This is a genomic window from Leisingera daeponensis DSM 23529 (assembly GCF_000473145.1).
GTDB lineage: Bacteria > Pseudomonadota > Alphaproteobacteria > Rhodobacterales > Rhodobacteraceae > Leisingera > Leisingera daeponensis.
In genome coordinates this window covers 1,605,315-1,628,057 of the sequence record NZ_KI421500.1, presented here as the reverse complement: position 1 = coordinate 1,628,057, position 22,743 = coordinate 1,605,315, and the positions used below count along the sequence as shown (strand labels likewise).

The 22,743-nt window shown below is 64.8% G+C and carries 18 protein-coding genes and 2 tRNA genes; 11 read left to right on the top strand and 9 right to left on the bottom strand.

The features are described from left to right. The first annotated feature begins 3 nt into the window (after positions 1–3). From ptsP to DAEP_RS0108305, 7 genes are all read left to right on the top strand, one after another. Entirely contained in the window at positions 4–2,244 is a 2,241-nt protein-coding gene (gene ptsP / locus DAEP_RS0108335; RefSeq protein WP_008557741.1) for a phosphoenolpyruvate--protein phosphotransferase, read from the top strand. A gap of 206 nt (positions 2,245–2,450) precedes the next feature. Next, on the top strand, positions 2,451–4,745 hold the full coding sequence (locus DAEP_RS0108330) for a bifunctional salicylyl-CoA 5-hydroxylase/oxidoreductase (protein WP_027244341.1): 2,295 nt from the start codon (positions 2,451–2,453) through the stop codon (positions 4,743–4,745). After that, positions 4,742–5,497, top strand: coding sequence for an SDR family NAD(P)-dependent oxidoreductase (locus DAEP_RS0108325; protein WP_027244340.1), 756 nt, complete (start codon positions 4,742–4,744; stop codon positions 5,495–5,497). Before DAEP_RS0108330 ends, DAEP_RS0108325 begins: the two co-directional genes overlap by 4 nt. Further along, a complete protein-coding gene (locus tag DAEP_RS0108320; RefSeq protein ID WP_008554157.1) occupies positions 5,494–5,946 on the top strand; it encodes a MarR family winged helix-turn-helix transcriptional regulator in 453 nt (150 codons plus the stop codon). The genes DAEP_RS0108325 and DAEP_RS0108320 overlap by 4 nt, the downstream gene beginning before the upstream one ends. Then, on the top strand, positions 5,946–6,749 hold the full coding sequence (locus DAEP_RS0108315; RefSeq protein ID WP_027244339.1) for an enoyl-CoA hydratase family protein: 804 nt from the start codon (positions 5,946–5,948) through the stop codon (positions 6,747–6,749). The genes DAEP_RS0108320 and DAEP_RS0108315 overlap by 1 nt, the downstream gene beginning before the upstream one ends. Positions 6,750–6,859: 110 nt before the next feature. Beyond that, a complete protein-coding gene (locus DAEP_RS0108310) occupies positions 6,860–8,020 on the top strand; it encodes an acyl-CoA dehydrogenase family protein (protein WP_008557567.1) in 1,161 nt (386 codons plus the stop codon). Between the two features lies 1 nt (position 8,021). Continuing rightward, positions 8,022–9,635, top strand: a complete 1,614-nt coding sequence (locus tag DAEP_RS0108305) for an AMP-binding protein (protein ID WP_027244338.1) — start codon at positions 8,022–8,024, stop codon at positions 9,633–9,635. A gap of 129 nt (positions 9,636–9,764) precedes the next feature. Here the strand turns inward: DAEP_RS0108305 and DAEP_RS0108300 are convergent. Together DAEP_RS0108300 and DAEP_RS0108295 are read right to left on the bottom strand one after the other, a co-directional pair. After that, positions 9,765–9,838 (bottom strand) — tRNA-Cys (locus DAEP_RS0108300). A 124-nt stretch (positions 9,839–9,962) separates the two neighbouring features. Beyond that, positions 9,963–10,670: a CbiX/SirB N-terminal domain-containing protein gene (locus DAEP_RS0108295; RefSeq protein WP_027244337.1), complete on the bottom strand. Its 708-nt coding sequence runs from the start codon at positions 10,668–10,670 to the stop codon at positions 9,963–9,965. Positions 10,671–10,844: 174 nt separating this feature from the next. On the opposite strand from DAEP_RS0108295, the gene DAEP_RS0108290 reads away from it, so the two are divergent. The 4 genes from DAEP_RS0108290 to DAEP_RS0108275 all read left to right on the top strand — a co-directional run bounded on the left by DAEP_RS0108290 (position 10,845) and on the right by DAEP_RS0108275 (position 16,049). Next, a tRNA-Gly gene (locus DAEP_RS0108290) sits at positions 10,845–10,918 on the top strand. Between the two features lie 177 nt (positions 10,919–11,095). Beyond that, complete coding sequence (locus DAEP_RS0108285; protein ID WP_027244336.1) at positions 11,096–12,895, top strand: ABC transporter transmembrane domain-containing protein; 1,800 nt, start codon at positions 11,096–11,098, stop codon at positions 12,893–12,895. A gap of 211 nt (positions 12,896–13,106) precedes the next feature. Further along, positions 13,107–15,002 (top strand): acyl-CoA synthetase, encoded by a 1,896-nt coding sequence (locus DAEP_RS0108280; RefSeq protein ID WP_027244335.1) that lies wholly within the window; start codon positions 13,107–13,109, stop codon positions 15,000–15,002. Between the two features lie 120 nt (positions 15,003–15,122). Continuing rightward, positions 15,123–16,049 (top strand): alpha/beta hydrolase, encoded by a 927-nt coding sequence (locus DAEP_RS0108275; protein WP_027244334.1) that lies wholly within the window; start codon positions 15,123–15,125, stop codon positions 16,047–16,049. Between the two features lie 6 nt (positions 16,050–16,055). On the opposite strand, the gene DAEP_RS0108270 is transcribed toward DAEP_RS0108275, so the two are convergent. From DAEP_RS0108270 to DAEP_RS0108240, 7 genes are all read right to left on the bottom strand, one after another. Further along, entirely contained in the window at positions 16,056–16,613 is a 558-nt protein-coding gene (locus DAEP_RS0108270) for a DUF4453 domain-containing protein (protein WP_027244333.1), read from the bottom strand. Between the two features lie 69 nt (positions 16,614–16,682). Beyond that, positions 16,683–17,519 (bottom strand): alkaline phosphatase family protein, encoded by an 837-nt coding sequence (locus DAEP_RS0108265; RefSeq protein WP_008554287.1) that lies wholly within the window; start codon positions 17,517–17,519, stop codon positions 16,683–16,685. A gap of 133 nt (positions 17,520–17,652) precedes the next feature. Then, a complete protein-coding gene (locus DAEP_RS0108260; protein ID WP_027244332.1) occupies positions 17,653–18,477 on the bottom strand; it encodes a DUF2182 domain-containing protein in 825 nt (274 codons plus the stop codon). A 7-nt stretch (positions 18,478–18,484) separates the two neighbouring features. Continuing rightward, positions 18,485–19,126, bottom strand: coding sequence for a DUF1326 domain-containing protein (locus tag DAEP_RS0108255; RefSeq protein ID WP_027244331.1), 642 nt, complete (start codon positions 19,124–19,126; stop codon positions 18,485–18,487). Positions 19,127–19,340: 214 nt separating this feature from the next. After that, positions 19,341–20,978 (bottom strand): ABC transporter ATP-binding protein, encoded by a 1,638-nt coding sequence (locus DAEP_RS0108250; RefSeq protein WP_027244330.1) that lies wholly within the window; start codon positions 20,976–20,978, stop codon positions 19,341–19,343. Further along, positions 20,975–21,790, bottom strand: coding sequence for an ABC transporter permease (locus DAEP_RS0108245; RefSeq protein ID WP_027244329.1), 816 nt, complete (start codon positions 21,788–21,790; stop codon positions 20,975–20,977). The genes DAEP_RS0108250 and DAEP_RS0108245 overlap by 4 nt, the downstream gene beginning before the upstream one ends. Next, entirely contained in the window at positions 21,787–22,743 is a 957-nt protein-coding gene (locus DAEP_RS0108240; RefSeq protein ID WP_008553582.1) for an ABC transporter permease, read from the bottom strand. Before DAEP_RS0108240 ends, DAEP_RS0108245 begins: the two co-directional genes overlap by 4 nt.

The window sequence follows — 22,743 nt, the reverse complement described above, 5'->3', positions numbered from 1 at the left end:
AGAATGGCCGATAGTACGGAATCCGAAAGCAGGAAGCTTCTGGGCCGCTTGCGCGAGGCGATGGCGAGTGATGATGCCGGTCAGGCGCGGCTCGACAAGATCACCCATCTGATCGCCGACAGCATGGGGACCGAGGTGTGCTCGGTCTATCTGTTCCGCGATGATGAGACGCTGGAGCTGTGCGCGACTCAGGGTTTGAACATCGAATCGGTGCACCAGACCCGGATGCGCATCGGCGAGGGCCTGGTGGGCCGGGTGGCGCGGTTCGGCAAGGTGGTGAACACGCCAGACGCGCCAAATGCCAAAGGCTTCCGTTATATGCCGGAAACCGGGGAGGAGCGGTATTCTTCCTTCCTGGGCGTGCCGGTTCAGCGGCTGGGCGAGATGCTGGGCGTGCTGGTGGTGCAGTCCAAGGAAGCGCGCGAATTTTCCTCGGATGCGGTTTACGCGCTGGAAGTGGTGGCGATGGTGATCGCCGAGATGACCGAGCTGGGCGCCTTTGTCGGCGAGGGCGCGGCGCTGTCGCCGCTGCACCAGCAGGCGGTGCTGATCCACGGCACCTCCGCCCAGGAGGGCGCGGCGGAAGGCAATGTCTGGCTGCACGAGCCGCGGGTGATTGTCACCAATCCGATTGCCGATGATCCGCAGCGCGAGCTGGAACGGCTGCATGATGCGGTGGAGGAGCTGCGGGTCGGTGTCGACAAGATGCTGGAGGTGTCGCGCAACGGCGACAAGGAGCAGCTGCAGGTTCTGGAAGCCTATAGGATGTTCGCCAATTCCAAGGGCTGGATGCGGCGGATGGAAGAGGACATCGCCCGCGGCCTAAGCGCCGAGGCGGCGGTGGAGAAGGAGCAGTCCCAGGCCCGCGCCCGGATGAGCCAGGTGCAGGACGCCTATTTGCGCGAACGGCTCAGCGATCTGGACGACCTGTCGAACCGGCTGCTGCGGATCCTGACCGGCCAGGGCGCCGATACGGGCGCGGAGCTGCCGGAGAACCCGATTCTGATTGCCCGCAACATCGGCCCGGGCGACCTGCTGGAATACGGCCGCGGACTGCGTGGGATCGTGCTGGAGGAGGGCTCCGTCGGCTCTCACGCGGCCATTGTCGCGCGGGCGCTGGCAATTCCGCTGGTGGTGAATGCCAAGCGCATCACCACCGAGGCGCTGAATGGCGACCATATCATGGTGGATGGCGATCAGGGCGTGGTGCATCTGCGTCCCGAAGAGACCGTCGTCGGCGCCTTCCGCGACAAGATCGCGATGCATACCCAGGCGCAGGAGCGTTATGCCTCGATCCGCAACAAGCCCGCGGTGACCACCGACGGGCAGCGCATCAGCATGATGATGAATGCGGGCCTGATGGCGGATCTGCCGTCGCTGGACGGCTCCGGCGCCGAGGGGGTGGGGCTGTTCCGCACCGAGCTGCAGTTCCTGGTGCGCAACCAGATGCCCAAGCGGTCGGAGCTGAAGGCCTTGTACAAGCGGGTGCTGGATGCGGCCCACGGCAAGCCGGTGGTGTTCCGCACGCTGGATATCGGGTCGGACAAGGTGCTGCCCTATATGAAGCCCACGGATGAGCCGAATCCGGCGCTGGGCTGGCGGGCGATCCGGGTGGGGCTGGACAAGCCCGGGGTGATGCGGATGCAGCTGCAGGCGCTGCTGCGCGCCGCCGAAGGGCGGCCGCTGCTGGTCATGTTCCCTTTTGTCGCGCAGTTCGAAGAATACCGCGCCGCCAAGGCCGAGGTCGAAAAGACCATCGAGCGCGAGCGTATTCTGGGCCATGTTCTGCCTTCCGATCTGAAGGTGGGCGCGATGCTGGAGACGCCGTCGCTGGCCTATGCACCGCAGAAGTTCTTTGACGAGGTGGCGTTTATCTCGATCGGCGGCAACGACCTGAAACAGTTCTTCTTTGCGGCGGACCGGGAGAACGAGCGGGTGCGCCGCCGCTATGACACGCTGAACGTCAGCTTCCTGAGCTTTATCGAACGGATTGTCGAACGCTGCGCGATCTCCGGCACGCCCCTCAGCTTCTGCGGAGAGGATGCGGGGCGCCCGGTTGAGGCGGTGTGCCTGGCCGCGATGGGCATCCGCACGCTGTCGATGCGGCCGGCCTCGATCGGGCCGGTGAAATCGCTGCTGCTGCGGGTGGATCTGGGCGAGCTGCGCAAGATCATCGCTGACGCCCGCCACCGCGGCGACCAGGCGGTGCGCCCGGCGGTGATGGAGTACCTGCGGGGGCTGTGATCCGCGCCGGGCTGTGCGGCGGGCCGGTCTGGCCGCACCGCCCGGGCAAAGTGCCATTGCGCTTAGCTTTCTTGGAGCGGCCTGGCATCCGGGGCGCAGGGGCTTCTTGCGGCGATTTGCTTCAAGCTTAAAACTTTAGGCTTGAAGTTTTTCCGGACCCGCTTATCCTGATCGCCATAAACAGCGCTGAGCGGGAGTGGATGGTCATGAAAGTCGTCTGTCTGGGGGGAGGGCCTGCCGGCCTCTACTTTGCGATCTCGATGAAACTGCGCCAGCCGGAGGCCGAGGTCACGGTGATCGAGCGCAACAAGGCGGATGACACCTTTGGCTGGGGCGTGGTGCTGTCGGATGACGCGCTGGAGAACCTGAGCGCAAACGACCCCAAAAGCGCGGCGGCAATCCGGGAGAGCTTTGCCTATTGGGATGACATCGCGGTTGTCCATGACGGTACCCGCACGGTGTCAGGCGGCCACGGCTTTGCCGGGATCGGGCGCAAGAAGATGCTCCTGCTGCTGCAGGACCGGGCGCGGGAACTGGGGGTCGATCTGCAGTTCGAAACCGTTGCCAAGACCGCTGCCGAGTATCAGAAAGAATACGATCTGGTCGTCGGCTGCGACGGGCTGAATTCCAGTGTTCGCAATGAGTTCGCGGAGCATTTTAAACCGGAAATCGACGTGCGCCCCTGCAAGTTCATCTGGCTGGGCACCCATCAGAAATTCGACGATGCCTTCACCTTCATCTTCGAGAAGACCAAGCACGGCTGGATGTGGATCCACGCCTATCAGTTCGACGCCGATACCGCGACAGTGATCGTCGAATGCTCTGCCGAGACCTGGGAGGCCTGGGGCTTTGAGGGCATGAGCAAGGAGGAGATCATCCGCACCTGCGAGGAGATCTTTGCCGATCATCTGGACGGTCACGCGCTGATGTCGAACGCGGCGCATCTGCGCGGGGCGGCGGTTTGGATCAACTTCCCGCGGGTGCTGTGCGAGAAGTGGCATCACGAGAATGTGGTGCTGCTGGGCGATGCGTCGGCCACGGCGCATTTCTCGATCGGGTCGGGGTCGCGGCTGGCCTTTGACAGCGCGATTGCGCTGGCGGAGCTGGTCAGCACCGAACCGTCGCTGGAGCGGGCCTTTGAGCGCTATCAGGAAGAGCGGCGGCTGGATGTGCTGCGGCTGCAATCGGCGGCGCGCAATTCGCTGGAGTGGTTCGAGGAGGTCGAGCGCTATCTGGACATGGATCCGGTGCAGTTCAATTACTCGCTGCTGACCCGCTCGCAGCGGATTTCCCACGAAAACCTGCGTCTGCGCGATGCGGAGTGGCTGCAAAGCGCCGAGAAGTGGTTTCAGGACAAGGCGGGCGCGCCTGCGGATGCGCCGGTGCGGCCGCCGATGTTCGCGCCCTATGCCTTGCGCGGTATGGAGCTGAAGAACCGGATCGTGGTCTCTCCCATGGCGCAGTACAAGGCGGTGGATGGCAGCCCGACGGACTGGCACCTGATCCATTACGGCGAGCGCGCCAAGGGCGGGGCGGGGCTGGTTTACACCGAAATGACCTGTGTCTCGGCGGAGGGGCGGATCACGCCGGGCTGTCCGGGGCTCTATGCGCCGGAGCATGAGGCGGCGTGGAAGCGGCTGACGGATTTCGTCCACGGTGAAACCAGCGCGAAGATCTGCTGCCAGATCGGCCACTCGGGCCGCAAGGGTTCAACCCAGCTGGGCTGGGAAGAGATGGATGCGCCCTTGCCTGACGGGAACTGGGAAACGGTGTCGGCCTCGGCGATCCCGTGGTCGGACAACAACCCGGCACCGCGGGAAATCTCACGCGCGGAGATGGACGCCATCAAGGCGGAATTCGTGACCGCCGCGCAGATGGCGGAGCGTGCCGGGTTTGACATGATCGAACTTCATGCAGCGCATGGCTATCTGATTTCGTCCTTTATCTCGCCAAAATCGAACATCCGGGAGGATGAGTACGGCGGTAGCCTCGAAAACCGCCTGCGCTACCCGCTGGAGGTCTTCCAGGCGATGCGTGCGGTCTGGCCGGAAGACAAGCCGATGTCGGTCAGGATCTCCGCCAACGACTGGGTCGGCGACGAAGGCGTGACGCCGGAGGAGGCGGTGGAGATCGCCAAGGCCTTCACCGCGGCGGGGGCGGATATCATCGACGTCTCTGCCGGGCAGACTTCGACCGATGCGAAGCCGGTGTACGGGCGGATGTTCCAGACGCCGTTTTCCGACCGCATCCGCAACGAGGCCGGGATTGCCACCATGGCGGTGGGCAACATCTATGAGGCCGATCATGCCAACTCGATCCTGATGGCGGGGCGGGCGGATCTGGTCTGCGTGGGCCGTCCGCATCTGGCCGATCCCTATTGGAGCCTGCATGAGGCGGCGCGGATCGGCGACCGGCATGGCGACTGGCCGCTGCCCTATCACGCGGGCCGCGATCAGCTGTGGCGGCTGGCGGACCGCGAGGCAGAGGTGATCCGGGCATGAGCGTGGACGGCAGACATGCGGTAATTTCCGGCGGCGGCTCCGGCGTCGGCGCCGAGCTTGCCGCGCGGTTTGCCGCGGGCGGTGCCAAGGTCACCATCCTGGGCCGCCGCATGGAGCCGTTGCAGGAGGTGGCGGACCGAACGGGCGCCTTTCCCGCAATGTGCGATGTGACCGACAGGGCAGAGGTGGATGCGGCCTTGGCCAAGGCGGTGGAGGCCAACGGGCAGGTCAGCATTGCGCTGGCCAATGCCGGTGCTGCGCCCTCCATACCCTTTGAGCGGATGAGCACGGCGGATTTCGAGGCGGCGCTGTCGGTCAATCTGACCGGTGTTTTCAACCTTTGGCAGGCCTGTCTGCCGGGGATGAAGGCGCAGGGCTGGGGGCGGCTGATCGCCGTGGCCTCCACCGCCGGGCTGAAGGGTTATCCTTATGTCTCCGGCTATTGCGCGGCGAAGCACGGGGTTGTCGGCCTGACCCGGGCGCTGGCGGTGGAGCTGGCGAAAACCGGGGTGACGGTGAATGCGATCTGCCCGGGTTTCATTGAAACGCCGCTGCTGCAAAGATCGCTGGACAACATCGTGGCCAAGACCGGCATGACGGCGGAGCAGGCGGCGAAGTCTTTGCGCCGGGGCAACCCGCAGGACCGGTTCATCCAGCCGCAGGAAGTGGCAGAGGCGGCGCTGTGGCTGGCCAGCGCAGGCGCAGGCTCGGTCAACGGCAGCGCGCTGCCGATTTCGGGAGGGGAGATTTGAGCACAACTTCGAAAGACCGGCTGCGGCTGTGGCTGAAGGTGCTGAAGGCCACCAAGGCGGTGGAGAGCGAAGTGCGGGAAAACCTGCGGCGCGATTTCTCCACCACGCTGCCGCGGTTCGACGTGATGGCGGCGCTGATGCAGCACGATAAAGGCCTGAAGATGAGCGAGCTGTCGGGGGTCCTGAAAGTCTCCAACGGCAATGTGACCGGCATCGTCGAGCGGCTGGTCGAGGACGGCCATGTGCTGCGCGAGAAGGTCGAGGGCGACCGGCGCGCCAACCTGGTGCGGCTGACCCCGGCGGGCAAGGCGGAGTTTGCCCGGCAGGCGGACGCGCATGAGGGCTGGATCAATGCGGCCTTTGACGGGCTGACCGCGGATGAGGCGCAGAGAATAACAGAAAGCCTGGACGCGGTTGCGCGGCGTCTGGAAAACGGAGGCAAGGCGTGATGCTGAACACGGACCCGAAACACTTCCTGTGCCGGATCGAAGACGGGGTGGCCACCGTCTCGCTGGACCGGCCGGAGCGCAAGAACCCGCTGACCTTCGACAGCTATGCCGAGCTGCGCGACTGGTTCCGGGAACTGCATTACGACGATACCGTCAAGGCGGTGGTCTTTGCCTCCAACGGCGGCAACTTCTGCTCTGGCGGCGATGTGCATGATATCATCGGGCCGCTGACCAAGATGAGCATGAAAGAGCTTTTGGCGTTCACCCGGATGACCGGCGATCTGGTCAAGGCGATGGTGAATTGCGGCAAGCCGGTGATTGCGGCGATTGACGGCATCTGTGTGGGTGCGGGCGCGATCATCGCCATGGCCTCGGACATCCGGATCGCGACACCGGAGGCGAAGACCGCGTTCCTGTTCACCCGTGTGGGTCTGGCGGGCTGTGATATGGGCGCCTGCGCAATCCTGCCGCGGATCATCGGCCAGGGCCGGGCGGCGGAGCTGCTGTATACCGGGCGGTCGATGAGCGCCGAGGAGGGATACGCCTGGGGCTTTCACAACAAGCTGGTTGCGTCGGACGCGCTGGAAGGCGAGGCGCAGAGCTGGGCGGAGCGGATCGCTTCCGGCCCCAATTTCGGGCACATGATGACCAAGACCATGCTGGCGCAGGAATGGTCCATGTCGATCGAGCAGGCGATCGAGGCGGAGGCGCAGGCGCAGGCGATCTGCATGCAGACAGCGGATTTCGAGCGCGCCTATCATGCCTTCGTGAAGAAGGAAAAGCCGCTGTTTGAAGGCGACTGAGCCGCAGCACCGCTGGAGCCTGCGCCGGAGGAGGGTGCAGGTGCCTCCGGCGGGAGTATTTTGGGAAAGATGAAACGGGCGCGCAGCCTGTTCACCGGGAGGAGACGCGGATGGCGGACAAGAGTTTTCTAACCTGGCCGTTCTTTGAAGACCGGCACCGTGCCCTGGCGGCGGAGCTGGACGAGTGGGCGGGCGCGCATCTGGGCGGGATTGATCATTCCGACACCGACGCGGCCTGCCGGGCTTTGGTTGCTGCCTTGGGTGAGGCCGGCTGGACCCGGCACAGCGGTGCCGAAGCCGGCGAGACCTTGGATGTGCGCACGCTGTGCCTGATCCGCGAAACGCTGGCACGCCATGACGGGCTGGCCGATTTTGCCTTTGCCATGCAGGGGCTGGGCACCGGCGCGATCTCGCTGTTCGGCACCCCGGAGCAGCAGGCGGAATGGCTGCCGTTGACGCGGGCGGGCAAGGCGGTTTCGGCCTTTGCCCTGACCGAGCCGCAGTCGGGGTCGGATGTGGCGAATTCCACCATGACCGCCACCCTGGATGGCGATCATTATGTGCTGAACGGCGAGAAGACCTGGATTTCCAACGGCGGCATTGCCGATGTCTACACGCTGTTTGCCCGCACCGGAGAGGCGCCGGGGGCCAAGGGGCTGTCGGCGTTTGTCGTGCCCGCGGGTTTGCCGGGGTTTGAGGTTGTTGAGCGCCAGCAGGTGATCGCGCCGCATCCGCTGGCGACGCTGCGGTTCACCGGTTGCCGCATCCCGAAATCGGCGCTGCTGGGACAGCCGGGGCAGGGCTTCAAGATCGCGATGTCGGTGCTGGATGTGTTCCGCTCCACCGTGGCGGCGGCGGCGCTGGGCTTTGCCCGCCGGGCGCTGGACGAGGCGCTGGCGCGGGTGAGCGAACGCCAAGTGCAGGGTGCGCCGCTGTTCGAGTTGCAGATGGTGCAGGGCCATATCGCCGACATGGCGCTGGATGTGGATGCAAGCGCGCTGCTGGTCTACCGCGCCGCCTGGGCCAAGGATTCCGGCGCCGCGCGGGTCACGCGGGAGGCGGCGATGGCCAAGCTGTTCTCCACCGACCAGGCGCAGCAGGTCATCGACAAGGCGGTGCAGCTGCATGGCGGCGACGGCGTGCGCCGGGGGCAGAAGGTGGAGGAGCTGTACCGCGATATCCGGGCCTTGCGCATCTACGAGGGGGCCTCGGACGTGCAGAGGGTGGTGATCGCGCGCCAGACGCTGGGCGCCTTTCAGGGAGGGAATTGAGATGCTGGGACCGACCGCCCATGTGGACACATTCGCCCGGGACAACCTGCCGCCCCTGGACCAGTGGCCGGAATTCCTGCTGGAGGGATTCGAGTATCCCGAGTACCTGAATGCGGCGGTCGAGCTGACCGATGCGATGGTGGAGAAGGGCTTTGGCGACCGCACCGCGCTGATCGGCAACGGCCGCTACCGCACTTACAAGGAGCTGGCCGACTGGACCAACCGGCTGGCGCATGTGCTGACCGAGGATCTGGGCGTGAAGCCCGGCAACCGGGTGCTGATCCGCTCGGCCAACAACCCGGCGATGGTGGCCTGCTGGCTGGCGGCGACCAAGGCGGGCGCGGTGGTGATCAACACCATGCCGATGCTGCGCAAGGGGGAGCTGGCCAAGATCGTCGACAAGGCCGAGGTCTCCCATGCGCTGTGCGACACCCGCCTGAAGGATGAGCTGGTCGCCTGCGCCAAGGACTCGAAGTTCCTGAAAACGGTTGTGGGCTTTGACGGCACCTCGAACCACGATGCGGAACTGGACCGGCTGGCGCTGGAAAAACCGGTGACCTATCAGGCGGTGAAAACCGGCCGCGATGATGTTGCGCTCCTGGGCTTCACGTCCGGCACCACCGGCTCGCCCAAGGCGACGATGCATTTCCACCGCGATCTGCTGATCATCGCCGACGGTTACGCCCGCGAAGTGCTGGATGTGCAGCCGGAGGATGTCTTCGTCGGCTCGCCGCCTTTGGCCTTTACCTTTGGCCTGGGCGGGCTGGCGATCTTCCCGCTGCGGTTCGGGGCGGCGGCGACGCTACTGGAGAATGCCTCGCCGCCGAACCTCATCGAGATCATCGAGAAATACAAGGCAACGGTCTGCTTTACCGCACCGACCGCCTACCGGGTGATGCTGCGGGCGATGGACGAAGGCGCCGATCTGTCGTCGCTGCGGGCCGCGGTCTCCGCTGGCGAGACGCTGCCTGCGCCGGTTTATCAGGAATGGATGGAGAAGACCGGCAAGCCGATGCTGGATGGCATTGGCGCGACCGAGCTGCTGCATATTTTCATCACCAACCGGTTCAGCGACCACCGGCCAGCCTGCACCGGCAAGCCGGTGCGCGGTTATCAGGTGAAGGTGCTGGATGCGGACGGCAACGAGGCCCCGCACGGCGAGGCCGGGCGGCTGGCGGTGAAGGGGCCGACCGGCTGCCGCTATCTGGAGGACAGCCGTCAGGCAGATTACGTGACGGACGGCTGGAACATCACCGGCGACAGCTTCATCCAGGACGCCGACGGCTATCTCCATTTCGCCGCGCGCAACGACGACATGATCGTCTCGGCCGGCTACAACATTGCCGGGCCGGAGGTGGAGGCGGCGCTGTTGGCGCATGAGGCGGTGGCGGAATGCGCCGTGGTCGGTGCCCCGGACGAGGCCCGCGGCGAGATCGTGCAAGCGCATGTGGTGCTGGCCGAAGGGCAGGTGCCGTCGGAGGATCTGGTCAAACGGCTGCAGGATCACGTGAAGGCGGTGATCGCGCCGTACAAGTATCCGCGCTCGGTGGTGTTCACCGAGGCGCTGCCGAAGACGGAGACCGGCAAGATCCAGCGGTTTCGGCTGAAGGGGTAGCTTTAGCGGGCATCGTTTGCAGCCCCCCTGGCGGCCCTGGCGCCGCCGGGCGGTTCGAAGCCGCACAGCGCGCGTGCGGCCTGTGCGGCTGCAGCGCGTTGGGGTGTCACGGATTTCTGTGATTTAAGGTGGAGGCGAGTACCGGAATCGAACCGGTGTACACGGATTTGCAATCCGCTGCGTCACCACTCCGCCAACTCGCCATCCGTGGTGTAAGGCGTGATTAATCACATGCCCGGCGCCGGCGCAAGAGGCGTTTTGCCTTTGCCCTGGCCTAAAATTGTTTTTCTTTCCGGTTGAGTACAATCCCGCAGGACCGGGGTTTGGTCAAGGTTCGCGGTCCAAGGCTGCGGCGCGGATGGCCGCGGCGATCAGCTTGGGAACGCCCGGCAGCGCGCCGGTGACCGGCAGCACGGCGCCGCCGAACCGGGCGGCGTCCAGCGCTTCGGGAATGTCCTCTTTCACGTGGTCGCCGGCCTGGGCGAAGAACGGCAGGCAAAGGGCGCGGGCGGGGAGCTGCGCCGCCGCGCTTTCAATACGCGGGTCTTGTTCGACGTAACCGGGGATGACCGTGCAGCCGGGCAGCAGCGGGCGCAGTCTGGCGGCAAAGGCCTCGGCGGCCTCGGCCGCCTTGGGGCCGCGGGCGGAGCCGTGGGCGGCCAGCAGCAGGTGAAGCCCGTCCGGATCCCAGCCTTTCGCTTCTGCCGCCTGCTGAACCGCCTGAGCCGCCAGCGGCGGCAGGGCGGCATCCAGGCCGAAAGGCGCCGCGATGCGGCAGCTGATCCCTTTCAGGCGCGCTGGCAGCACCTTGGCCGTGAAATATCCCTCCGACATGAAGAACGGGTAGACGACAGCGCCATCTGCTGCCGTCTCCTCCAGCCGCTGCGGCGTGGCCAGAGTGGCGGAGCGGATGTCCCAGCCCGGCAGATGCGCGGCAACTTCCGCCGCAAGGCTTGCCAGATCCGCTTCGGCGGGCGCGGGGGCGGAGGGCTGGCCGTGGGCGGTAATGACGGCGGTTTGCGGGCTTTGGGTCACAGCGTGCGTCCGGATTGTTGAGGGGGCTGCCGGGCAGCGGGATTATCCTGTCATTTGGGGAGCTTGGGGGGCGTTCCGCAAGGGCCGCAGAGAATTTTCCGGCCGCCCCGGGAGAAAGCAATTCAAGGTGGTTGACCTTCCCCGGCGCTTCCCATAAATCAGCAGATGTCCTGAGCGGGTATGGTGAAATGGTATCATAAGAGCCTTCCAAGCTTAAGGTGCGGGTTCGATTCCCGCTACCCGCTCCAGACCTTCTCCGCCGCCTGCCGAAGACCCGCGCTGATACAGTGTGACGCGGGCGGTTGGCGTTTTCCTGCGCTGTTTGAAACTGCTCTGCGCTTGACGTGCGGAGCCTGCGGGGCCATGAACCTTGGCAAATGCGCGGGTTTCAGGCCCGCAAGACCAAAATTGCAGAAGGATCCGGAATGGCGCGGAGACAAGCGGCCCCGAACGCGGAACAGGAGCGGGAAAAGTCCCGGAAAATTGGCGTGCTCTCGGCCCTGTGGCCGTTCATGCGGCCCTACCGGGGGCTGATGTTTGCAGCCACCTGCGCGCTGGTGCTGACGGCGGCGCTGTCGCTGACGCTGCCGCTGGCGGTGCGCCGGGTGGTGGACAATTTCCGGATTTCCGATTCCGAGCTGCTGAACCTCTACTTCAGCGCTGCGCTGGTCATCGCCGCACTGCTGGCCGTGGGCACCGGCGTGCGCTACGCGCTGGTGACCCGTTTGGGCGAACGCGTGGTGGCAGATATCCGCAAGGCGGTGTTTGACCGGGTGATCGGCATGAGCCCGGAGTTCTACGAGCGCATCATGACCGGCGAGGTGCTGAGCCGGATCACCACAGACACCACGCTGATCCAGTCGGTGCTGGGCTCGTCGGTGTCGATTGCGCTGCGCAACCTGCTGATTTTCCTGGGCGGCATGGTGCTGATGCTGCTGACCTCGGCCAAGCTGACCGCGATGGTGCTGCTGATCGTGCCGGCGGTGATTGTGCCGATCCTGCTTCTGGGCCGCCGTTTGCGCGCGATCAGCAAGGAGAACCAGGACTGGATCGCAGCGTCGTCCGGAAACGCGGGCGAAGCGCTGGGGGCGGTGCAGACGGTGCAGGCTTTTACCCATGAAAACGCCAGCCGCCTGAAGTTCGGCGAGATGACCGAAACCGCCTATGACGTCTCGCGCCGCCGCATCCGGACGCGGGCCTATCTGACGGTGATCGTGATCTTCCTGGTGTTCTCCGGCATTGTCGGCGTCCTGTGGATGGGGGCCAACGACGTGCGCGCCGGCGCGATGACCGAGGGCACGCTGATCCAGTTCGTGATCTATGCGGTACTGGTTGCGGGGTCCGTCGCCGCCCTGTCGGAGATCTGGAGCGAACTGCAGCGGGCTGCCGGCGCGACCGAGCGGCTGGTGGAGCTGCTGAACGCCGAGGACACCGTGGTGGATCCGGCGGCCGCGCAGGTGCTGCCCGCGCCGGTCAGGGGAGAGATCGCATTCGAGAATGTCTCCTTCCGCTATCCGTCGCGCCCGGACGTCTCAGCGCTGGAGGATGTGTCGCTGACGGTGCGGCCCGGTGAGACGGTGGCCTTTGTCGGCCCGTCGGGTGCAGGCAAGACCACCATCATCCAGCTGCTGCAGCGCTTTTATGACCCCAATCAGGGCGCGGTGAAGCTGGACGGTGTCGCGCTGAAGCATCTGCAGCGCGATGAGTTCCGCCGCCACATCGCGCTGGTGCCGCAGGATCCGGTGATCTTTGCCGCTTCGGCCCGCGAAAACATCCGGTTTGGCCGCCCGGAGGCCTCCGATGCGGAAGTGGAGGCCGCTGCCAGGGCCGCCGCGGCGCATGAGTTCATTTCCACGCTGCCGGACGGCTATGACAGCTTTGTCGGCGAGCGCGGGGTGATGCTGTCGGGCGGGCAGAAACAGCGGATTGCCATTGCCCGCGCCATCCTGCGCGACGCGCCGGTGCTGCTCTTGGACGAGGCGACCTCGGCGCTGGATGCCGAAAGCGAACGGCTGGTGCAGGCCGCGGTGGATGAGCTGAGCCAAGGCCGCACCACGCTGATCGTGGCGCACCGGCTGGCCACCGTGAAAAAGGCGGACCGTATCGTGGTGATGGACCAGGGGCGCATCGTCGCCACCGGCAGCCATGATGAGCTGGTGGCGCAGGGCGGCCTTTATGCGCGCCTTGCCAAGCTGCAGTTCACCGAAGGTTTGGCCGCGGAGTAACCGCACGCATTTGCATGATTCCAGGCGCCCCGGACCCTGTCCGGGGCGTTTTTTGCGGCAAAAGGTCAATTCCTGGCCGAATTGGCGTCACGTCATGCCGCAACCTGCCTTGACGTGACCCCGTGCCGGAGCTTGCGCAAATGCGTGTTTGCAATAGTCTGTGGCGAACGAGAACACACCCCGAAACACCGGGGGCACGGGGAGGAGACGAATGGGTTTTAGCGGGATTACGGACCGTAACGCGCTGCAGAACGAAATGCCGTACGAGGCGCGGGATCTGCCAGCCACGCTGTATGGGCTGCTGTCGCGGACGGCGGACAAGTTTCCGGACAGCAATGCGGTCAGCTATCAGATCTTCTCTGGTCCGAAGGACAAGGCGGAAACCCTGACCTGGCGCACGCTGAAGGAGCAGGTGAGCCAGGCAGCCAACATGTTCCGCGCGCTGGGCATCGGCGAGAAGGACGTGGTGGCCTATGTGCTGCCCAACTGCAACGAGACGCTGGTGACCATGCTGGGCGGCGCGGTGGCGGGGATCGTGAACCCGATCAACCCGCTCTTGGAGCCGGAGCAGATCGCCTCGATCCTGCGCGAGACCAAGGCCAAGGTCGTGGTGACGCTGCGGCCGTTCCCCAAGACCGACGTGGCGCAGAAGGTGGCCGAGGCGGTGCGCCATGCGCCGGGGGTGAACACGGTGCTGGAAGTGGACCTGAACCGCTACCTGACGCCGCCCAAGTCCTGGATCGTGCCGCTGGTGCGGCCCAAGCTGGACAACCAGGCCAAGGCTGCACACGCCGACTATATGAGCTTTGCCACGGAGATGGCGAAGCACCCCAAGACGCTGAGCTTTGCTGACAGCGCGGGCGACCGGGTGGCCTGCTATTTCCACACTGGCGGCACCACCGGCATGCCCAAGGTGGCGCAGCACAAGTATTCGGGCCTGGTCTATAACGGCTGGCTGGGCAGCACCCTGCTGTTCACCGAGGAAGACAACATCATCTGCCCGCTGCCGCTGTTCCATGTCTTTGCGGTGCATGTGATCATGATGGCAGCGGTGGCCTCTGGCGCGCATGTGGTGTTCCCGACGCCGCAGGGCTACCGCGGCGAGGGGGTCTTCGACAATTTCTGGAAGCTGATCGAGCGCTGGAAGATCACCTTTGTCATCACCGTGCCCACCGCGGTGTCGGCGCTGATGCAGCGGCCGGTGGATGCGGATATCTCGACCGTCAAGACGGCGTTTTCCGGCTCCGCTCCGATGCCGATGGAGCTGTTCAAGCGGTTCGAAAGCGCCTCCGGCGTCACCATTGTCGAGGGCTATGGCCTGACCGAGGCCACCTGCCTGGTGTCCTGCAACCCGCCCGGCGGCGAGAAGAAGGTCGGCTCCGTCGGGATTCCGTTCCCTTACACGGACGTGCGGATCGTCAAGCAGACCAACGGCGGCCCGCTGGAATGCGGGGTGGACGAGGTGGGCGAGATCTGCGTGTCCAACCCCGGGGTTTTTGCCGGCAACACCTATACCGAAGCCGACAAGAACGTGGATCTCTACTATCAGGACAAATTCCTGCGCACCGGCGATCTGGGCCGCATCGACGAGGATGGCTACCTGTGGATCACCGGCCGCGCCAAGGATCTGATCATCCGCGGTGGCCACAACATCGACCCGGCGGAGATCGAGGAGGCGCTTTTGGGGCATTCCGCGGTGGCCTTTGCCGGCGCGATCGGCCAGCCGGACGCCCATTCCGGAGAGCTGCCCTGCGCCTTTGTCGAACTGGTCGATGGCGCCTCTGTCAGCGAGAAGGAACTGCTGGAATACTGCAAGATCCACGTGCATGAGCGCGCGGCGATCCCCAAGCATCTGACGGTGCTGGATGAGCTGCCGAAAACCGCAGTGGGCAAGGTGTTCAAGCCCGATCTGCGCAAGATGGCGATCATCCGTGTCTACAACGGGGCGCTGGAACAGGCTGGAATCGCTGCGCGGGTTGTCAGCGTGATTGATGACAAGAAGCGCGGGCTGGTGGCGCAGGTCGCCGCCAACGGCAGCTCGGAGGCGGATATCAACGGTGTTCTGAACAGCTTCACCCGGCCGTGGGAGCCTGCGGCGGCAGCGTGACCGCTGTCATCCGATGCAACATCAAAGGGCGCCCTGCGGGGCGCTTTTTCATTCAGGCATTCCATTTGCGGGAATCTCTGCCTAGGCTCGGGAAAACGCGGCGTGCAGGGAGGCTCGCAGATGGACTACGAACGGCTGATCGACGAGGAGACCTGGGATTTCATCCAGAAGACCGGCGAGCTCTATCCCGATGACGCCACGGACATGTCCATAGAGGAGCAGCGCCGCATTTACGACTGCATGGCCCGGGAGTTCCGGGCGCCGCGCCCGGACTTCGTCACCTTCAAGGACGCCCGGGCCGGCGGCGTGCCCGTGCGGATCTATACCGCGGGCGATCCCACCCGCACGGTGCTGTTCTGCCACGGCGGCGGATTTGTGGTCGGGGGCCTCGACAGCCATGACGATATCTGCGCCGAGATCTGCGCCCAGACCGGTTACAGGGTGGTGGCGGTGGATTACCGGCTGGCGCCGGAGCACAAGCACCCCGCCGCATTCGAAGATGCCTGGACGGTGCTGAACTGGGTAGAAAAGACCTATGGCAAGGGGATTGTGCTCGCGGGCGACAGCGCCGGGGCGAATATCTGCGCTGCGGTGGCGCACCACGCCCGGGGCCGGACCGATGCGCTGCTGGGGCAGGTGCTGATCTACGGCGTCTTCGGCGGTGATACGGAGAAGGGCTCCTACATCGAACACGCCCAGGCGCCGATGCTGACCCGCGAGGAGGTGCTGTATTACATGAACATCCGCACGGACCGCGCAGCGCCCAAGAGCGATCCGCTGTTTGCGCCGCTTCAGGACAGCGATTTTTCCGGCCTGCCGCCGACGGTTCTGGTGACGGCCGATTGCGATCCGGTCCGGGATGACTCGCGCGATTACCGGGACCGCATCCTCGGTGACGGCGGCAAGGCGCATTGGATCAACGAGCCGGGGCTGATCCACGGCTATTTGCGCGCCCGCCACAGCGTCAGCCGCGCCCGTGACAGCTTTGAGCGGATCTCTGTTGCCATCGAAGCGCTGGGGCAGGGCATCTGGGCGTATGACGATTAGAAACGCCTAGCCGGCAAAATCCCGGCACCGCTCCTCGTACTGCGACGTATCCAGCCAGCCGCCGCTGATCACCTGCCAGTCCGGTCCGGAGGTGGTGACATAGGTCCAGCTGCCCACCGGGATATGGGAAAACTTGACGTAGTCGCCGGTATTGATCTGCCCGATCAGCGGCGCATCCGGCCGGTGCCCGGCCCTAAGCCCCATCACGGGACCCAGCCAGCCCAGGCAGGCGCCCTCGAATTCATCATGCACCGGCAGGTCCCGCAGCTGGTGGCGCAGATGGAGGTCTTGCAGGTTCAGGTAGGTCTGTTTGTTGTTCACCCGGCAGCCGATGCGGGCCTCCATCTGCTTGACTTGTGCCACCAGCCGTTCGTCCTGCGGCGGCAGCGAGACGGACTTGCCAAGGCAGCCCCGGTTATCGAAAACGGCCTGGCCGAGAGGCGAGCCGAAGCAGTAGCCGGCCCGGTCAATGATTGCGTTCCGGGTGAACCAGAGGTCGTGGCAGGTATCGCTGGCCAGAACCGGCGCGGCAAACAGGCAGAAGGCGGCAGCAAGGGATTTCATGGCAATCCTTTCCGGCGAATGAAAACGGCGGCTGTGGGCCATCTTAGCACACGGGCCGCCGCAATCACGTTACCTCAGGAACGGCTCTGCCTTCATGGTGCCGGCGATGGGCGCGCCCAGCCGTTTCAGGATCGTGGGGGCCAGCTGGCGCTGGTCGATGACGTCGCTGTGGTCGGGGCCGTCGGCCTCGCCGAAGTAATACAGCGCGGTTTCCTGCTGCAGCGGGCTGCGGCCGCCGTGATGGCCGCGCTCGTCCTGGCCGTGGTCGGCGGTGACGATCACCTCATAGCCCAGATCGCGCCAGCGGGTGATGAAGGGGGCCAGCATCTCATCCATCGCGAAACAGGCGTGGTCCATTTCCTGGCAGTCGTGGAAATAGCGGTGGCCCATGCTGTCCAGCGTGCAGGTGTGCAGCATCCCGTAGTCGAGGCCGAAGCGCAGGCAGAGATTGGTCAGCGTGCCGAACAGGTCAACGTCTGACGGGGTCATCTGATTGTCCTTGCCGTAACCGGTCATGGTGTGGAAGCGGCCGTGGTTGATGGTCTGGCTTTCCGGTTCGTCATATTCGATGTCGCGCACGCAGTCGAAGGGGTGGCGGTTGAAGAAGGACGACCAGAAGCTGTGCGCCACGGCGCCGGTCACGCCGCCGGCTTCGCGCACCTGGCTGAAGATGTCCTTTTCCTTGAGACGGAACACGTTGGCGTTGCCGGTGCAGCCATGAACGGCGGGGGCCACGCCGGTGTGGATCGAGGCATAGCAGCTGGCGGAGATCGACGGCAGCACGCTGCGCAGCTTCCAGACACGGGCGTCGCCGCTGTCGACCCAGCCTTCCAGATTGCCGAACAGGCGGCGGAAGTTGCGCCAGGGCACGCCGTCCAGAATGATGAGCAGAAGTTTGGTGTCCATGGCCCGAATCCCTCATTGCCTTGCAGTGGCTTCGGTGCCCCATTTTGATGTCAGTTTCCTGAAGCGCCATTCAAAAAGCGAAGGGATGGTCTGAAACCGGCACCATGTTGGGGGAGGGCAGGCCTGCCGCAGCTCAGAACGCGGTGGCCATCAGACTGGCGCCCGCAAGCATCAGCAGGAGGCCAGAGGCCGGAACGAACAGCCGGGCGCGGGCCAGGTGCTTTTCCGCAAGCACGTAGAGGGCAATGCCGGCGATCCAGTACAGGTTCATGACCCCGCCCGCGAACAGCAGCAGCATCAGCGCCCAGCAGCAGCCCAGGCAGTGCGTGCCGTGGTGGGCGCCCATCAGTAAAGCACCAGCCATGCCTGTGCGGTGATGCGCGGTCAGAAACTGAACCGGCATCCGGCAGCGGGAGAGGCAGGCGTGCTTCCAGGGGGTGAACTGATAGGCGCCCGCCGCCAGCAGCAGCGCCCCCGCAAGGGCACGGCTGCTGAGCGACATCATAGGCCCGTTTGACAGGCCAGCGGTTTCCAGCCCCCACTGCAACGCGGTGGCGGCGAGTGAAAAGACGGCCCAGGCCAGCAGGTAGCCGCCTAGGAACAAAAGGCTCAGCAGCGGCGCCCGGGCGGGGTGTGACCCGGCTTTCTTGAGCGCGGTGAACAGCAGCAGGACAGGGGCCGCGCCGGGGGTCATCATGGCGATCATCATCAGCCACCACATCAGGAAGATCAAACCGGCATAGGCCGGTGTCCAGCCCGCGCCGGCGCCCATCTGCATCGGGTCGCCGATTGGCCCGGCCATCCGGGTCATTTCGAGTGCTGTCATGTCCATCCCGACGCCAAGCACCGTGTAGGCGGCGCTGAGGGCAACGACGATGGCCGCGGCGCCCAGCACAACGGCTTCGCCGCGGCGCGCGAGCCATTCCGCGGGCCCCGTGCTGTGCCGGGCCCGCGGCATGGCGTTCTCAGGCCGCGCGCTCAACGCCTCTGCCGGTCAGGTGCAGATCGGCGATATGGGCGTGGGTTCCGCTGTTCTTTTCCAGGCTGATGGCGGCATTGCGGGTTCGGGTGGTGCCGCACGCCATGGCGGCCTTGGAAAACTCAAACCCGTTCGGCAGCGAGATGCTGATGAAATGCGGATCACCCGAGACAATGTTCGGGATCGGCTGCACCTTGGTTTCTGCATAGCTGCCCACTGTCGCGGTGCCGGTGCCGCTCTCCGCGTCATAGTCCAGCGAAATCTCCGCGCTCAGCGTCTCGTGCCGGTTCGGGCTCATCAGGCTGAACACCGAGAACATGGTGGCAAACTCGTCCGTGTCTTCGCCCGTCATGATCGCTTCCAGCGCTGCGCGCTGGTCGTCCGTTGCGCGTTCGTCGATAATCATCTGCATCTGGCCGTTGCCTTCATGCACCGGGCCCGGCCATTTATAGAGCACCGCAGCATGGAGGCCGTCCAGTTTGACGCTGCCGTAATGCCCCTTGTCGATGCGGTAAGTCAGCAATGCCTCGCAGGTGCCATCGGTGGGCAGCTGGGAAAACTGGCAGGGGCACCCGGGATTGCAGTTGCAGTTGCCGATTTCCTGTCCGTGAATGGCCCAATCCGTCATGATGTTCCCTCCTGTTCTGCGTGAAAGCAAAACTGCCCGGAGGTTTCGGGTTCGGCCTGCAGGAAATCAGCTGCGCTCGGTCATGATTGTCTTGCTTGCGGCTGATATCGCCGCACTCTCCCAGTGGCGTCAAAGTAGCACAAAACAGAAAGGCCTGAAAAAGGAAAAAGCCCCCGCCCGCGACGGGGCAGGGGCTTTGCGCCTTGTGGTGGTGTCAGTGGCCGGCGCTTTCCATCTTGCGGTGGGCGATCACCTCTTCCAGCCAGCCGAGCTTCATTTCCGGAACGGAACTCAGCAAGAGGTCGGTGTAATCGTCAAACGGCGGGCTCAGCACCTGGGATTTGCCGCCGTAGCGCTGCACCTTGCCCTGATACATCACCGCGATATTGTCGGAGATGGCCCGCACGGTCGCCAGATCGTGGGTGATGAACAGGTAAGCCACATCCTCGATCTTCTGCAGCTCCAGCAGCAGCTTCAGGATGCCGTCCGCCACCAGCGGATCCAGCGCCGAGGTGACCTCGTCGCAGATGATCATCTTGGGCTTGGCCGCCAGCGAGCGGGCGATGCAGACACGCTGCTTCTGGCCGCCGGACAGTTCCGCCGGGTAGCGGTCGATGAACTTCTCGCCCAGCTCGATCTCGTCCAGCAGCTCGATGATCCGCTTGCGCTTCTCCTTGCCCCGCATGCCGAAGTAGAACTCCAGCGGGCGGCCGATGATGGTGCCGACGGTCTGGCGCGGATTCATCGCCACGTCTGCCATCTGGTAGATCATCTGCAATTCGCGCAGATCCTCGCGGCTGCGGCCTTTGAGGTCGGGAGAGAGTTTGCGGCCGGCGAATTCGATCTCGCCCTCGCGCGGCGGCAGCAGGCCGGTGATCACGCGGGCGAGCGTGGACTTGCCGGAGCCGGATTCGCCCACCACGGCCAAGGTCTGGCCGGGGTACAAGTCGACGTTCACATTGTGCAGCACGTCGAATTGGGTGCCCTTGTAGCGCGCGGTGATGTTGCGCACGCTCAGCACCGGCTCCGCGGTGGGGGCCTTCTCCTCATGCTCGATGGAGCGCACCGAGACCAGCGCCTGGGTGTATTCCTCCTGCGGGTTGTTGATGATCTGGTCAACAGGACCGTATTCGACCGTGTTGCCCATCTTCAGCACCATGATGTCGTCGCTCACCTGTGCCACAACTGCCAGGTCGTGGGTGATGTAGAGCGCGGCGACGCCGGTGTCGCGGATCGCTTCCTTGATCGCCATCAGCACGTCGATCTGGGTGGTCACGTCGAGCGCGGTGGTCGGCTCGTCGAACACCACCAGATCCGGCTCCGGGCACAGCGCCAGCGCGGTCATGCAGCGCTGCAGCTGGCCGCCCGACACCTGGTGCGGGTAGCGCTCGCCGATATTATCGGGATCCGGCAGGCCCAGCTTGGCAAACAGCACCCGCGCGCGGGCCTCGGCGTCCTTGCGGGAGAACTTCTTTTGCTCCACCGCGGCCTCGACCACCTGATCCATGATCTTCTTGGCCGGGTTGAAGGAGGCCGCCGCCGACTGCGAGACATAGGTGACTTCGCCGCCGCGGAGCTTGCGGATGTCCTTGTGGCTGCCCTTGAGGACATCGCGGCCGTTGACCCATACCTCGCCGCCGGTGATCTTCACGCCGCCGCGGCCATAGGCCATGGAGGCCAGGCCGATGGTGGATTTTCCGGCACCGGATTCCCCGATCAGGCCCAGCACCTTGCCGGGCGCGAGGTCAAAGCTGACCCCGTGCACGATCTCGATATCACGGGGTTTTTCGCCCGGCGGATAGACGGTCGCGCCGATTTTCAGGTCGCGGACTTTCAACAGGGTATCGCTCATCCGCGGCCTCCTTTCAGCGATGTGGTCCGGTTCAGCACCCAGTCAGCCACCAGGTTGACCGAGATCGCCAGGGTGGCGATGGCAAAGGCCGGGATCAGGGCCGCCGGAATGCCGTAGACGATGCCTTCCTTGTTCTCCTTCACGATGCCGCCCCAGTCAGCCTCAGGCGGCTGCACGCCCAGGCCCAGGAAGGACAGGGTGGAAACGAACAGAACCGCAAAGATGAAGCGCAGGCCCATCTCCGCGATCAGCGGCGACAGCGCGTTGGGCAGGATCTCGCGGAAGATGATCCAGGCGGTCCTTTCGCCGCGCAGGCGGGCCGCCTCGACAAAATCCATCACTTCGATATCGACCGCAACGGCGCGGGCCAGGCGGTAGACGCGGGTGGCGTCCAGAAGGCCCATCACGATGATCAGCATCGGGATTGTGACCGGCGCAACCGACAGCACCACCAGCGCGAAGATCAGGGTCGGGATCGACATCACCAGGTCGACAAAGCGCGACAGCGCCTGGTCGATCCAGCCGCCCATCACCGCGGCAAAGAAGCCGAGGACGGAGCCGAGGGTGAAGGACAGGACGGTGGCAGCCGTTGCAATGAAGATGGTGGTGCGGCCGCCGTAGATCATCCGGCTGAGCAGGTCGCGGCCGATGTTGTCGGTGCCCAGCAGATAGTCTGCGCTGGAGGGCTCCCACACATCGCCGACCACCTCGCCGACGCCATAGGGGGCCAGCAGCGGCGCAAAGATGGCGCCGAGGAAATAGAGGGCCGTGAAGAACAGCCCGATGAGTGCGGAAATGGGGATATTCTTCATTTCGGGTGCCTCAGGCGCGGGTTGCTCAGGATGGCGACGATATCGGCGACCATGTTGAGGCCGATATAGACGGCGGCAAAGATCAGGCCGCAGGCCTGCACCACAGGCACGTCACGCTTGGACACATGGTCCACCAGATACTGGCCCATGCCGGGATAGACAAAGACCACCTCGATCACCACGACGCCGACCACCAGGTAGGCGAGGTTCAGCATCACCACGTTGACGATCGGCGCAATAGCGTTGGGGAACGCATGGCGGTAGATCACCTGAAAGGCGTTGAGCCCCTTCAGCTCGGCCGTTTCGATATAGGCCGACTGCATCACGTTGAGGATCGCGGCGCGGGTCATGCGCATCATGTGCGCCAGCACCACCAGGGTCAGCACCGCGACCGGCAGGGCGATGGCGTTCAGCTTTTCGAACAGGTTCATGCTGTCGTTGATCATTGCCACCGACGGGGCCCATCGCAGCTGCACGGCGATGAAGTACATCAGCACATAGCCGATCAGGAATTCCGGGATCGAGATCGAGGCCAGGGTAACGGCAGAGATCAGCTTGTCGGGCCAGCGGTCCTTGAAGCGGACGGCAAGAAGGCCCAGAAAAATCGCCAGCGGAACCGCAACCACGGCGGCCCAGAAGGCGAGGAACAGGGTATTCCAGAACCGGCTGCTTAGCGCCTCGGCGATATCCTGGCCGCTGGTCAGCGCGGTGCCCAGATCGCCCTGCATGGCCCCGAAAAGCCAGGCAAAATAGCGCTCGACAGGCGGGTCGTTGACGCCAAGCTCCTCCCGCAGGTTGGCGAGCGCCTCAGGGGTTGCGGACTGGCCAAGGATGGACTGGGCAACATCGCCCGGCAGCACGATGGTGCCGGCAAAGATCACCACAGAGATGAGCAGCAAAAGAAGCAGGCTCAGCGCAACGCGCTGAGCCAGGAGTTTCACGATCGGGGACAT